11 protein-coding genes are annotated in these 12,596 nt (G+C 68.0%); 4 read left to right on the forward strand and 7 right to left on the reverse strand.

Annotated elements, in window-relative coordinates; genetic code table 11:
* Positions 1-67 precede the first annotated feature (67 nt).
* From C1930_RS13220 to C1930_RS13230, 3 genes are all read right to left on the reverse strand, one after another.
* Positions 68-2,194, reverse strand: coding sequence for an EAL domain-containing protein (locus tag C1930_RS13220; protein WP_108771937.1), 2,127 nt, complete (start codon positions 2,192-2,194; stop codon positions 68-70).
* Positions 2,191-3,099 (reverse strand): phosphate/phosphite/phosphonate ABC transporter substrate-binding protein, encoded by a 909-nt coding sequence (locus C1930_RS13225; RefSeq protein WP_108756687.1) that lies wholly within the window; start codon positions 3,097-3,099, stop codon positions 2,191-2,193. Before C1930_RS13225 ends, C1930_RS13220 begins: the two co-directional genes overlap by 4 nt.
* Positions 3,100-3,175: 76 nt before the next feature.
* Positions 3,176-3,946: an RNA methyltransferase gene (locus C1930_RS13230; protein WP_108771938.1), complete on the reverse strand. Its 771-nt coding sequence runs from the start codon at positions 3,944-3,946 to the stop codon at positions 3,176-3,178.
* Between the two features lie 120 nt (positions 3,947-4,066).
* Here C1930_RS13230 and C1930_RS13235 point away from each other — a divergent pair, with 120 nt between their 5' ends.
* A complete protein-coding gene (locus C1930_RS13235) occupies positions 4,067-4,894 on the forward strand; it encodes an inositol monophosphatase family protein (protein ID WP_108753642.1) in 828 nt (275 codons plus the stop codon).
* A 444-nt stretch (positions 4,895-5,338) separates the two neighbouring features.
* Here the strand turns inward: C1930_RS13235 and htpX are convergent, their stop codons facing one another.
* Entirely contained in the window at positions 5,339-6,205 is an 867-nt protein-coding gene (gene htpX, locus C1930_RS13240; protein ID WP_108750152.1) for a protease HtpX, read from the reverse strand.
* 93 nt (positions 6,206-6,298) lie between these two features.
* Between htpX and gluQRS the strand changes: the two genes are divergently transcribed.
* From gluQRS to phaR, 3 genes are all read left to right on the forward strand, one after another.
* Positions 6,299-7,219 (forward strand): tRNA glutamyl-Q(34) synthetase GluQRS, encoded by a 921-nt coding sequence (gluQRS, locus tag C1930_RS13245; protein ID WP_108756689.1) that lies wholly within the window; start codon positions 6,299-6,301, stop codon positions 7,217-7,219.
* Positions 7,220-7,236: 17 nt separating this feature from the next.
* Entirely contained in the window at positions 7,237-7,977 is a 741-nt protein-coding gene (locus C1930_RS13250) for a beta-ketoacyl-ACP reductase (RefSeq protein ID WP_108756690.1), read from the forward strand.
* Positions 7,978-8,160: 183 nt separating this feature from the next.
* Complete coding sequence (gene phaR, locus C1930_RS13255) at positions 8,161-8,694, forward strand: polyhydroxyalkanoate synthesis repressor PhaR (protein WP_108772599.1); 534 nt, start codon at positions 8,161-8,163, stop codon at positions 8,692-8,694.
* 93 nt (positions 8,695-8,787) lie between these two features.
* Here the strand turns inward: phaR and C1930_RS13260 are convergent, their stop codons facing one another.
* From C1930_RS13260 to mutL, 3 genes are read right to left on the reverse strand one after another with little or no spacing between them, the layout of a single operon-like run.
* On the reverse strand, positions 8,788-9,726 hold the full coding sequence (locus C1930_RS13260; RefSeq protein ID WP_108756691.1) for a TraB/GumN family protein: 939 nt from the start codon (positions 9,724-9,726) through the stop codon (positions 8,788-8,790).
* 2 nt (positions 9,727-9,728) lie between these two features.
* Positions 9,729-10,658, reverse strand: a complete 930-nt coding sequence (locus C1930_RS13265; protein ID WP_108756692.1) for a DUF1684 domain-containing protein — start codon at positions 10,656-10,658, stop codon at positions 9,729-9,731.
* A gap of 26 nt (positions 10,659-10,684) precedes the next feature.
* Entirely contained in the window at positions 10,685-12,586 is a 1,902-nt protein-coding gene (gene mutL / locus C1930_RS13270; protein WP_108756693.1) for a DNA mismatch repair endonuclease MutL, read from the reverse strand.
* Positions 12,587-12,596 lie beyond the last annotated feature (10 nt).

Here is a 12,596-nt window from a genome sequence, read left to right on the forward strand (position 1 = left end):
TGGCGTGGATCTACTGGTTACGCCTCACGCCCGCCCCGGTAGATCCACGCCATGCGTGGATAGGCGTTTACAACCCCGATTCGATCATCCGCACCACTTCGGTGGCGGTCACCGGGTGGCTCAAGCGGTAGCCCTGGCCCAGGTCGCAGCCGCGCTGGGCCAGCAGCTCGAACTGCGCTTCCTGCTCGATGCCTTCGGCCACCACGGTGATGCCCAGTGCATGGGCCATGGCGATGATCGCCGTGGTCAGGGCCAGGTCATCCGGGTCGCGCTGCATGTCGGCCACGAAGCTCTTGTCGATCTTCACCCCGTCCACCGGCACCTGGCGCAGATGGCTGAGACCGGAGAAGCCGGTACCGAAATCGTCCAGCCACACCTTCACGCCGGTGCGGTGCAGCTTGTCCAGCAACTGCGCGGCAACCATTTCATCGCCGATCACCGCCGTTTCGGTCAGCTCCAGGTGCAGGCGTGATGCCGGCAGGCCGGATTCGTGCAGGCACTGCGCCACCAGGGCGGGCAGTTCGCCGCCGCGCAGCTGCCGCGGCGACACGTTCACCGATACGAACAGTTCATCGCCGGCCGCCCCGCGTGGCCACTGCGAGGCCTCCATGCAGGCGGCGCGCAGCACCTTCGGCCCGATGATCTCGATCAGCCCGCTCTGTTCGGCCACTTCAATGAACACCGACGGCGGAATGGTGCCCAGCGTGGGGTGCTGCCAGCGCAGCAGCACTTCCACGCCCACCAGGCGGCGGTCGCGCATGCGGAAGATAGGCTGGTAGGCCAGGCGCAGCTCGCCGCGCTCCCAGGCGCCGCGCAGTTCCTGTTCCATGTGCACGCGGCGTTCGACCGCGTGGTCCATGGCCCGGCTGTAGTAACGGAAGCAGTTCTTGCCGGCCATCTTGGCCTGGTACATGGCGATGTCGCCGTTCTTCAACAGCGTGGTGGCATCGGCGGCATCGTCGGGGAACAGGGTCACACCGATGGAGGTGCCCAGGAACAGCTCGCGCCCCTGCACCACCAGCGGCTTGCCCAGCTCGCGCACCAGCACTTCGGCCAGCAGGCGGGCATTGGCCGCCACATCACCGTCGCCGACCAGGATCACGAACTCGTCGCCACCGAACCGCGCCAGCAAGGCTTCGTCACCGCCGGCTTCGGCCACCGCGCTGGAAATGCGCTGGGCGAACTGCAGCAGCGCCTCGTCACCGGCCTCATGGCCCAGGGTGTCGTTCACCCGCTTGAAGTCATCGATGTCGGCAAACAGCAGCCCCAGGCGATGCCCGGACGCGCGCGCCGCCATCAAGCGGTGGTCCAGCGCTTCGCGGAAGGCCAGCCGATTGGTCAGCCCGGTCAGCGCATCGGTATAGGCCATGTGCCGCACTTCGCGGTCATGGCGGGCAATCGCATCGCGCATGCGGGCGAAACCACGCACCAGCTCACCCACCTCGTCGTCGCGGGTGTTCTCGGCCAGCGGCGCCTGGTAATCGCCGGCTTCGATACGGCGTGCCGCCGCCGCCAGCTCGCGGATCGGCGTAACCAGCGTGCGCTGCACGTACATGATCACCACGACCCCGATCACCACCAGCAGGCCCAGCATCAGCAGCAGCCAGCCCAGGTGGCGGCTGCCGACCTGCTGCAGGCGCTGGCCCAGGGTGGCGTTGGCGGCCACTTCGCGCTCATGCACCTCGTCCAGCGCCATGCCCACACGCACGCCGCCGATGCGCTGCTTGCCCACGGTGATCGGCATGGCGTTGTCCAGCACGGTGGGCGACTGCTGCACCACCAGGGTCTGTGCCTTCACCGCGCCACGCGCCAGCGGGTCGTCCATTTCGCGACCGAAGCCGGCCACGTCCAGCGAGCCGTCGTGCACCAGGCGCCCGCGCTCGTCGAACACCAGCACATAGCGCACCACCGGCTGCCGCGCCGTACCGCGCACCAGCGCACCAACCTGGTCCAGGTCGTTGTAATACAGCGGGTTGGCCAATGAATCGGACAGTTCACGCGCCAGTGCCTCGCCGCGGCTGCGCACGCTGCGATCGAACAGCTCGTGGATCACCCCGCCGCTGAGGCTCTTCACCTCGCTCTGCATCGATGCCTGGCGCCCCAGCACCACGGCCAGGATCGCGATCACCACCAGCATTGCTCCGCCCATGGCGAGCAGGAATCGGGCCTGCATCCCGGAGCCGAGCCATTTCATTCAACTTCCATCCGCACGCGCGTCAACCCTTGTTTCAATTCATCCAGCCGCTGCTGCGCATGCGCATCGACGCGGTGGAACCCGGAAGTACCAAAAAAACGCTGCAATGCCACCTGCGCACGTGGATCGGAGGCGGCCTGCAGCAGCACCTGCTGCAGGCGCTCGCGCACCCGCGGGTCCAGGTCGCCACGCACCACCTCCACCGCGCGCGGGTAAGGCTCGGTGCGCAGCAGTACGCGGAAGTCGCGGCGGAACGCTGCCGGCACCCGCGCCTCATCCTCCCAGTCCACGCTGCTGACCGCACCGCCGTCGGCCAGCCCCTTGTGCACGAAGGTCGCCACGTTCAGTTCGCTGCGGGCAAACACATAGCCCACCGCGTCCGGGCCGGGCACATCCCAGTTGCCGGCCAGGATCTGCGGCGTCACCCCGCGCTCAAGCAGGGTCATCACCGGCACCAGGTAGGCGCTGGTGGACGCGGTGTTCTGCAGGGCCAGGCGATGCCCGCGCAGGTCTTCCACACGCTGCAGCGCACTGTCGCGGCGCACGAAGAACACCGTGTGGTACTCGCGCACGCCGCTGCGCTCGGTCAGCAGCAGCGGTTGCGCACCGCTGCGCAGGCCCAGCGCTACCGCGGTCCCGGCCGTTTCCGTGACCCAGTCGACCCGGCCGCGGCGCAGATAGCTGGCCATCTGCTGCGGATCGCGCGCCATCAGGATCCGTCCTTCGCGGATGCCCACGTCGTGCATGCGGGCCACCACATAGTCCAGCAACGGTTGCAGCTGTTCGTAATGCGCCTTCGGGTTGTCGCTGATCCGCCCCAGCACCAGCACCGGGTCGGGCGCCGGCGCAGCATGCGCCATCCCGGCCAGCAGCACCCAGGCCAGGCTCAGCAGTCCCCCCTGCATTGCCTTCCGCAGACCCGACAGCACGATTCATCCCCCAGGTAATCGCGACAGACTACCTGAAAAAATGAGAACTTCGTCAGCCCTGCGCATCCTTCGGCTGCGCCAGCCGGGCCATGCGCTGGGCGTCGGCCAGGATGCCGCGCAGCAGGCGCACTTCCTGCTCGCTGGGCTCGGCGCGCAGGAACAGGCGGCGCAGCTTGCGCATGGCCGATTCGGGCGCCCGCCCCTTGTGGAAATCGATCTCATCCAGGGTCTGCCCCAACTGGCCGAAGAAGCTCTCCAGCTGTTCATGGCTGGCCGCCTGTTCGCGCAGGCCTTCTTCAGCCTGTACCACCGGCTGCTGGCCCAGCAGGCGCATGCGCGTTTCATAGGCCAGCACCTGCACCGCTGCGGCCAGGTTGAGCGAACTGAACGCCGGGTCGGACGGAATATGCACGGCGGCGTGGCACAGCTGCAGCTCTTCGTTGGTCAGGCCGGTGCGCTCGCGGCCGAACACCAGCGCCACCTCGGCGCCCTGCCCGGCCTTGTCCACCGCACGGGCGGCGGCATCGACCGGCAGGAACTCTTCCAGCTGCACCCGGCGCGCGCGGGCCGTGCAGCCCAGCACCAGGGTGCAGTCGGCAACGGCCTCGGCCAGGGTGGACACCACGGGCGCGTCACCCAGCACGTCTTCGGCACCGGCCGAGCGGCGGAAGGCCTCCTCGTCCAGCGGCTTTTCGGGGGCGACCAGCACCAGCCGGGCCAGGCCCATGGTCTTCAGGGCGCGCGCGGCGGCCCCCATGTTGCCGGGGTGCTGGGTGCCAACAAGGACGAAACGGATGCGGGTGGCGGCGGGAAACTGGGACATGAACAGGGAAAAGGTCGAGCTGGACGAAGACCAATGGTAAACTGTGCGGCCGGCCACTGCGCCGGACCCGCTCTTTTCCCCCGCCAGCCCTTCTCTTCTGCCTTTCCGGGAGCCCACGCCATGCAGAAACCCGCCGTCACCGTCATGGTCAAGGCCGCCCGCCTCGCCGGCAACGTCCTGTTGCGCAACATCAACAAGCTCGAGGCGCTGAATGTGGTGCAGAAGGGCCGCATGGACTACGCCAGCGAAGTCGATGCCGATGCGGAAAAGGTGATCGTCAAGGAACTCAAGCGCGCCTACCCCGACTACGGCATCTTCGGTGAAGAAGGTGGCGTGCAGGGCGAGCGTCGCCAGATGTGGGTCATCGACCCGCTCGACGGCACCAGCAACTACCTGCGCGGCGTGCCGCACTACTGCGTGTCCATCGCCTTGGTGGAGAACGGCGAACCGACCGACGCGGTGATCTTCGACCCGCTGCGCAATGAACTGTTCACTGCCAGCCGCGGTGCAGGCGCCGTGCTCAACGACCGCCGCATCCGCGTGGCCGACCGCAAGGACCTGGAAGGCACCATGATCCACACCGGCTTCGCGCCGCGTGAGCGCAGCCGCGCCAGCGCACAGCTGAAGGCGTTGGACGCACTGCTGGTGCATGCCGAAGACGTGCGCCGCACCGGTTCGGCCGCGCTGGACCTGGCCTACGTGGCCTGCGGCCGCGCCGATGCCTACTTCGAAGCCGGCGTGAAGGCCTGGGACGTGGCCGCTGGCCTGCTGCTGGTGCGCGAAGCCGGCGGCAAGGTGTGCGACTTCAAGGGCGCCACCCTGGGCCGCATGGACAACCGCGGCCCGGACACCCACCAGATCGTAGCCGGCAACCTGAAGGTGGCCGAGGCCCTGCAGAAGGTGCTGGTGAACACCGCCTACGCCGCCGAGTTCGACGCGAAGTTCTGAGCGTCCACGTAACGCGATTCACTGAAACGGCACCTGCGAAGGTGCCGTTTTCGTTTGTGTAGGCGGCGATGTGTCATGGATCTACACGCTGCCAGGTACGGGCGGCTGTGGCTCTTGACCTTGACGTGGGTCCGCCTTGTAGCGAGCCGAGCACCGCAGGGGAACCAGGGGCGAAGAGGCGCGGGTGTCTGAGCGCAGCGAGTTCCGCGCCGTCCCCTGGGTCACCGAGGAGCGCAGGGAACCGTCGTGCGCAGCACGGCGGCTCGCGGATGGCGGCGTGTTTCTTTGGTTACTTTCTTTGCACGAGCAAAGAAAGTGACACCTCTCCGCAGGCGCGGAAATGATCCGCCGGACATGACCCGGCACTACCGACGCATACATTGCCGCAAACAAAAACGCCCGGCGCGGGGCCAGGCGTTCCTGCACTACCTTGAAAGCCGAGGCTTACGCCACCGTCGAAGCCCGCAGCGCGGCAATGCGCTCTTCCAGCGGCGGGTGGCTCATGAACAGCTTCTTGGCGGTCGAGCCGGCAATGCCGAAGGCGGCGATCTGGCTGGGCAGCGTGCTCTGGCCATGGTTCAGCTGCAGGCGTTCCAGCGCGGCAATCATCTTCTGGCGACCGGCCAGCGATGCACCACCAGCGTCGGCACGGAACTCGCGATGGCGCGAGAACCACATCGAGATCATGGTGGCGAACAGGCCAAACACCATCTCCAGCACGAACACGATGATGTAGTACGCAAAGCCACGGCCGCCGCCTTCGCGGTTGCCCGACAGCGCGCTGTCGATCACACCACCCACCACGCGGGCCAGCACGATCACGAAGGTGTTCAGCACGCCCTGCAGCAGCGCCATGGTGATCATGTCACCGTTGGCCACGTGGGCGATCTCGTGGCCCAGCACGGCCTCGGCCTCGTCTTCGCTCATGTTGTGCAGCAGACCGGTGGACACCGCCACCAGCGCGTTGTTGCGGTTGGCACCGGTGGCGAACGCATTGATTTCCGGGCCGTCATACACGGCCACTTCCGGCATGCCGATGCCGGCGGCCTTGGCCTGGCGTTCAACGGTGGCCAGCAGCCAGCGCTCGGTCGGGTTGCGCGGCTCGGTGATCACCACCGCGCCGGTGGAGCGCTTGGCCATCCATTTGGACAGCAGCAGCGAAATGAAGGAGCCGCCGAAGCCGAAGATCGCGGCCATCACCAGCAGGCCGCTCATCTGGCTGGGATTGACCCCCAGCAGCGACATCACGATGCTGGCCAGGATAAGCACGGCAAAGTTCGTGGCTAGAAAGAGTGCGATGCGGGTGAACATGGGAAATTCCGGCTCGGAAGGGGTCGATATCTGCCAATTTGCGGTGCAGTCAGCTTGAATTCAAGCGCCAACCTGACCGACGATTCAGCCAGCATGACCTCCCCCATTCCCTGCGGCCGCTTTGCGCCCTCGCCCACCGGCCTGCTGCACCCCGGTTCCCTGCTTGCCGCCTTCGGTAGTTGGCTGCTCGCGCGCCACGCCGGCGGCCTCTGGCGGCTGCGCATTGAAGACGTGGATCCGCCGCGCACCGTGCCAGGTGCCGCGCAGGCGCAGCTACGCACCCTGGCCGATTTCGGCCTGGCCCACGATGGCCCGGTGCTCTGGCAGAGCGAGCGCAACGCTGTCTACCAGGCCGCGCTGGATGTGCTGCTGGCCAGCGACCTGGCCTTCGTCTGCCACTGCAGCCGCAGCGATCTGGCAGCCAGCGGCGGCATCCACCACCGCTGCGTGGCCCGCACGCCGCGACCGGACCCGGCCGTCCGCTTCCGGGTGCCGCCGGGCAGCGTGGTCCGCTTCATCGACGGCCTGCGCGGCCCGCAGCAGCAGGACGTACACGCCGAGGTTGGCGATTTCGTGCTGCGCCGCGCCGACGGCTGCTGGGCCTACCAGCTGGCGGTGGTGGTGGACGATGCCGCACAGGGCGTGACCGAGGTGGTGCGCGGCGCCGACCTGCTCGATTCCACCGCCCGCCAGATCCTGTTGCAGCAGGCCCTGGGCCTGGCCGTGCCGCGCTACTGGCACCTGCCGCTGCTGCTGGATTCACCGGGCCACAAGCTGTCCAAATCGCTGGCGGCCCTGCCGGTGGACAGCGCGCGGCCGCTGCCAGTGCTGCGCCAGCTGTGGGCACTGCTGGGGCAGCCGCCGGCGGCGCTGGACGACTGCGCAGACCTGCACACGCTGCTGCAGGCCGCCCGGCACGCCTTCGATCCGGCGCGCCTGCCACGGCAGGACATCCTGCTGGCCGACGGCGCACTTTCCGCGCCGATGTTGCAGAATCCCCTTTCCCCCACCTGAAACCCGGACAGCATTCCATGACATCTCGCGTCGCACTGGTCACCGGCGGAACCGGCGGCATCGGTACCGCCATCTGCCAACGCCTGGCCGACCAGGGCCACCGGGTCGCCACCAACTACCGTGACGAAGCCAAGGCCCGCGCCTGGCAGCAGGCCATGACCGCGTGCGGCTACAACGTGTCGATCTTCCCCGGCGATGTCTCCGACCCGGCCAGCGCCGAGGCCATGGTGCGCGCGGTGGAAGCCGAACTGGGCCCGGTCGAGATCCTGGTCAACAACGCCGGCATCACCCGCGACACCACCTTCCATCGCATGCGCGCCGAGCAGTGGCACGATGTGATCAACACCAACCTCAATTCGGTGTTCAACGTCACCCGCCCGGTGATCGAAGGCATGCGCCGCCGCGGCTGGGGCCGGGTCATCCAGATCAGTTCGATCAACGGCCTGAAGGGCCAGTATGGCCAGGCCAACTACGCCGCGGCCAAGGCCGGCATGCACGGCTTCACCATCTCGCTGGCACGCGAGAACGCCGGCTTCGGCATCACCGTCAACACCATTTCTCCGGGCTACGTGGCCACCGACATGGTGATGGCCGTGCCCGAAGAGGTGCGCGCCAAGATCATTGCCGACATTCCCACCGGGCGCCTGGGCAAGCCGGAAGAAATCGCCTATGGCGTGTCGTTCCTGGTAGCCGACGAGGCGGCCTGGATCACCGGCAGCAACCTGGACATCAACGGCGGCCACCACATGGGCTGGTAAGCCGCGCAACCCGGGCGACCGCGCCGCTCCGGAGCGGTCGCTGCGCGCTCATGCTGCGCAGCACGCAAACCCTTGCTGCGCAACATGATCGGCGTGCAAAGCCAAGCCCGGCGGGGGCTGGGGCGGTTGCCAAGGCTTGTGCACTGCGCCATGCTGCACATCTACTGTGACGAGTACCGCTTCATGGCTGCGACCCGCATCATCAAGAAGTATCCGAATCGTCGTCTGTACGACACCGAGATTTCCAGCTACATCACCATCGAAGACGTGCGCCAGCTGATCCTGGATGGCGAGGATTTCGAGGTCCGCGACGCCAAGAGCGGCGACGACCTGACCCGCTCGGTGCTGCTGCAGATCATTGCCGACCAGGAACAGGACGGCGAACCGATGCTGTCCACCCAGCTGCTGAGCCAGCTGATCCGCTTCTATGGCGATTCGCTGCAGGGCTTCATGGGCAACTACCTGGAACGCAGCATGCAGGTCTTCCTGGACCAGCAGCAGCAGTTCCGCCAGCAGATGGGCAACCTGCTGGGGCAGACCCCGTGGGCGATGATGAACCAGCTGACCGAACGCAACCTGGAGCTGTGGCAGGAGTTCCAGCGCAACATGGGCGCCGGCTTCGGCGGCCCGCGCCCGGGCGGCACCGGTACCGGTACCGGCAGCAAGCCGAACGAGGGCGGTGCCAGCACCGGCACCGGCGGCAAGACCCGGCGCTGAGTCCGGCCATCGGCTGCAACGAAAACGGCGCGCCCCTGGCGCGCCGTTTTTGTTGCAGCCGTCGTTGCCGCGGCATCCACGCGTGGCGTGGATCTACCGCTTGCACCCCGTGCACACGCGCTCGACCTTGTAGCCCTTGGCCTTCAGCTTTTCCACCACGCCATCGCTGCCCAGCAGGTGCAGCCCGCCCACCACCACCAGGGTGCCACCCTGCCCGGCCTGCAGGTACGGCACCAGCTTGGGCACCCAGGCGTCGTTGCGGCCGGTGTTGATGCGCTGGTAGAGCTGCGGGTACTGCTGGCGCATCTCCACGGCCATCTTGTTCCACAGCAGGCGCTCATCGCCACGGCGCCAGGCATCGTGCAGCTGGCGCGCCTGCGCATCACCCTTGGCCACCTCGTCCAGCGCCTCGGCCAGCATCTGCCGCTGTTCGGTGGCGCTCATGCCGTCCAGCATGCTGATCTGGGTATCGATGTCTTCCAGGCCCGCGGTCCTGCGCCCGGTCTTCTGCGCGCGCTCCATGAAATGGCGGTCCAGGCCCAGCGCCGGGTCCAGGCCCATCTTCTGCATCTGCCCGACCGAAATGGTCAGGCCCACGAACCAGGCCTTCATGCCCTGCAACTGCGCCAGCGGCAGATTGTTGCTGGCCGCAAACGCCTGCAGCTTCTGCCAGGTCGCCTCGTCCAGGTCACGCTTGAGCTCGCTGCCGTCGGTGCGGGTGGCGGCCTGCACCATGCGGCTGGCCAGCTGCGGCGATTGCATGTCTTCCGGTGACAGTTCGAACACCACGCGCTGCGAGGCGTCGAAGGCCTTCTCGACATCGGCCGACAACGGATAGTCCTGCGCAGTGAGCAGGTGGAACGAGCCGAGCAGGTACAGCCGCGCATCACCGGCGCCGGTCACCTTCCACAGCAGCGGCACCGGCGGCTTGCTGGCGCCGCTCTCGGCAGGCGCACCGCGCGCGGCCGCCAGGGGCGCAACGGCACAGGCCAGCAACAGTGCAGCATTTCGCAACAGGGTTCTGATCGACATGGTCAGCCCTCTCCCGGGGGCAGGTGGTAGGCCTTCTCGCCCGCATCCACGCGCAGGTCCATCCGGTTTTCCGGCGGCGACAGCGGACAGGTCGCGAAGGCGGTGAAGGCACAGGGCGGGTTGTAGGCGTGGTTGAAGTCCAGGGTCAGGCTGCCGTCCGCGGCGGGCGCGGCGGTATCCAGGTAGCGGCCGGCCGGATAGCTGCCATGGCCGCTGGTGCGGTCGGCGAAGATCAGGAACAGCGGCTGGCCCGGTTCACCGATCGCTTCCAGGCGCCATTGCCGTCCGTCACGCTCGAACTCCACCGCCCCTGCATTGGGCATCTCGGTGGTCAGGCCGGTGATATCGACGATGGGCAGGGTCTTGCCGGCCGGGTGGGCGATGAACCGCGCCGGTACCTGCCACTGGGTACCGCCCGGCCAGTACTGCAGGCCGGCGAAATCGCGCCGGGCCACCGCATCGGCGTGCTTCACCCGCAGCGCGTCACGCGGGCCACGGCGGATCAGGCTCAACTGGCCCTTGCCGCCATCGAAGGCCAGCAACGTGGGCTGCGCGTCCTTGTCGGTGTCCATGCGGATGCGGCCCCGCACCGGCTGACCCTCATGGGTCACGTCGGTGCCGGCTTCGGGGGTGAACCACCATTGGCTGCCTTCGCGGCGTAGCAGGCCCAGCTTGGCCGGGCCCACCGCCAGGCGGATGCCACTGGTGGCACCGCTGCCGATGAAATGCGACTTGTTCTGCAGCCAGTGCAGGCCCACCAGCGCGGTCCAGCCATCGGGCCGCACCAGATCCTGGTAGCGCTGCACCCGCCACTGCTGCTGTTGCGCGGCAAAGGCCGGATCTTCGGCCTGAACCGGCGCCGGCGCGGGGGCCGGACTGCAGGCTGCCAGCGCCAGGGCGACCAGCAGGCCGCCCGCTCCCCAGTAACGCATCGATGCTCCCCTCCAGGTAGCGCGGCTCAGCGGCCGCGCAGGAACCAGCGGTCGATCTCCGCCAGCGAAAAACGGGCCCAGGTCGGCCGGCCGTGGTTGCACTGGCCGGATCGCTCGGTGATCTCCATGTCGCGCAGCAGCGCGTTCATTTCCGGCACGGTCAGGCGCCGGTTGGCGCGCACCGCGCCGTGGCAGGCCATGGTCGACAGCAGTTCGTCACGCGCACTGGCAATGCGCCGGCTCTGGCCGTGCTCACGCAGATCGGTCAGCACGTCGCGCAGCAGGCCCTCCGGCTCGGCATTGGCCAGCAGTGCCGGAATGCTGCGCACATGCAGCGCGCCCGGGCCGGCACGGGTCACTTCAAACCCCAGCGCGGCCAGCGTTTCCGCTTCGGTTTCAGCGGTATCGGCCTCGCGCTCGCCCACGGCCAGGGTAATCGGCACCAGCAACGGCTGCGACTGCAGGCCGATGCCGTCGTGCGCATTCTTCAGCCGTTCGTAGCCGATGCGCTCGTGGGCGGCATGCATGTCCACCACGATCAGGCCTTCGGCGTTCTCGGCCAGGATGTAGATGCCGTGCAACTGGGCGATGGCGTAGCCCAGCGGCGGCACGCCGGCATCGGCACTGGTTACCGGCAGGCCGTTCTCGCTGGGCATGGGCGGCAGCGCGCCGCTGCGCTCGCCCGCACCGGGTGCGGCATACAGCGCGGCGTAGGCGGCTGGCGCATCGGCCACCTGCAGGCCCAGCGGCTGCTGCGGGCGCCAGCCGGAGAAACCACCACCGCCACCGCCCGAACCGGGCGCGGGGCCGCGCACCAGGCCAAAGCCCGACGCCCCGGCACTGGACAGCACCGGCCCACCCGCGGGGTCTACGGGGTGGGCCGCACCGGCACCGATCTCCTGCGCGGACACGCCGGCGCGGGTATCGGCCAGCGCGTCTTTCAGCGTGCGGTAGACGAAATCGTGCACCAGCCGCGAATCACGGAAGCGCACCTCGTGCTTGGCCGGATGCACGTTCACGTCCACCCGGGTCGGGTCCAGTTCCAGGAACAGCACATACGCCGGCTGGCGGCCGTGATACAGCACATCGCCGTAGGCCATCTTCACCGCATGCGCCACGCTGCGGTCGCGCACCGAACGGCCGTTCACGTACAGATACTGCTGGTCGGCGCTGGCCCGCGAATAATGCGGCTGCGCGATCCAGCCGTGCAGTCGCAGGCCGGCACCGCTGTGGTCCACGCGCACCGCCTGGGTGGCGAAATCCTCGCCCAGGGTTTCCGCCAACCGCGTATCGGAGTACAGATCACCCGGCTTGTAGCGCCGCGATGCCTTGCCGTTGTGGGACACGCGCAGCTCGACATCGGGCCGTGCCAGCGCCAGCGAACGCAGCCATTCTTCGATATGGCCCAGTTCGGTGCGCTCGGCGCGCAGGAACTTGCGTCGTGCCGGCACGTTGTAGAACAGTTCGCGCACTTCCACCGTGGTGCCCGGCGCATGCGCGCGCGGGGTCACTTCACCGATCTTGCCGCCTTCGATCTGCAGCGCCGAACCATGTTCGTCATGCGCGCGGCGCGAGGCCAGGGTGAAGCGGCTGACCGAGGCGATGGACGGCAGTGCTTCGCCGCGGAAGCCCAGCGTGGCCACCGATTCCAGATCGTCCAGATCGGCGATCTTGCTGGTGGCGTGCCGCGATACCGCCAGCGGCAACTGTTCCGGCGCGATGCCGCTGCCGTTGTCGCGGATGCGGATCAGGCGCACGCCGCCCTCTTCCAGATCGATGTCGACGCGGCTGGCGCCGGCATCGATGGCGTTCTCGACAAGTTCCTTCACGACCGACGCAGGGCGTTCGACCACTTCGCCGGCGGCGATCTGGTTGATCAGGATTTCCGGCAACGGCCGGATCGGGCGCGGATGAGCATCAGACTTCATCCAGCGATGA

Source organism: Stenotrophomonas sp. SAU14A_NAIMI4_8, from assembly GCF_003086695.1.
Lineage (GTDB): Bacteria > Pseudomonadota > Gammaproteobacteria > Xanthomonadales > Xanthomonadaceae > Stenotrophomonas.

Bases quoted from the DNA above. Each gene is read 5' to 3' on its own strand.
- C1930_RS13260 (WP_108756691.1), bottom strand. From the start codon at position 9,726: ATGTCGATCAGAACCCTGTTGCGAAATGCTGCACTGTTGCTGGCCTGT.
- htpX (WP_108750152.1), bottom strand. From the start codon at position 6,205: ATGTTCACCCGCATCGCACTCTTTCTAGCCACGAACTTTGCCGTGCTT.
- C1930_RS13230 (WP_108771938.1), bottom strand. From the start codon at position 3,946: ATGTCCCAGTTTCCCGCCGCCACCCGCATCCGTTTCGTCCTTGTTGGC.
- gluQRS (WP_108756689.1), top strand. From the start codon at position 6,299: ATGACCTCCCCCATTCCCTGCGGCCGCTTTGCGCCCTCGCCCACCGGC.
- C1930_RS13265 (WP_108756692.1), bottom strand. From the start codon at position 10,658: ATGCGTTACTGGGGAGCGGGCGGCCTGCTGGTCGCCCTGGCGCTGGCA.
- mutL (WP_108756693.1), bottom strand. From the start codon at position 12,586: ATGAAGTCTGATGCTCATCCGCGCCCGATCCGGCCGTTGCCGGAAATC.
- C1930_RS13235 (WP_108753642.1), top strand. From the start codon at position 4,067: ATGCAGAAACCCGCCGTCACCGTCATGGTCAAGGCCGCCCGCCTCGCC.
- C1930_RS13220 (WP_108771937.1), bottom strand. From the start codon at position 2,194: ATGAAATGGCTCGGCTCCGGGATGCAGGCCCGATTCCTGCTCGCCATG.
- phaR (WP_108772599.1), top strand. From the start codon at position 8,161: ATGGCTGCGACCCGCATCATCAAGAAGTATCCGAATCGTCGTCTGTAC.
- C1930_RS13225 (WP_108756687.1), bottom strand. From the start codon at position 3,099: ATGCAGGGGGGACTGCTGAGCCTGGCCTGGGTGCTGCTGGCCGGGATG.
- C1930_RS13250 (WP_108756690.1), top strand. From the start codon at position 7,237: ATGACATCTCGCGTCGCACTGGTCACCGGCGGAACCGGCGGCATCGGT.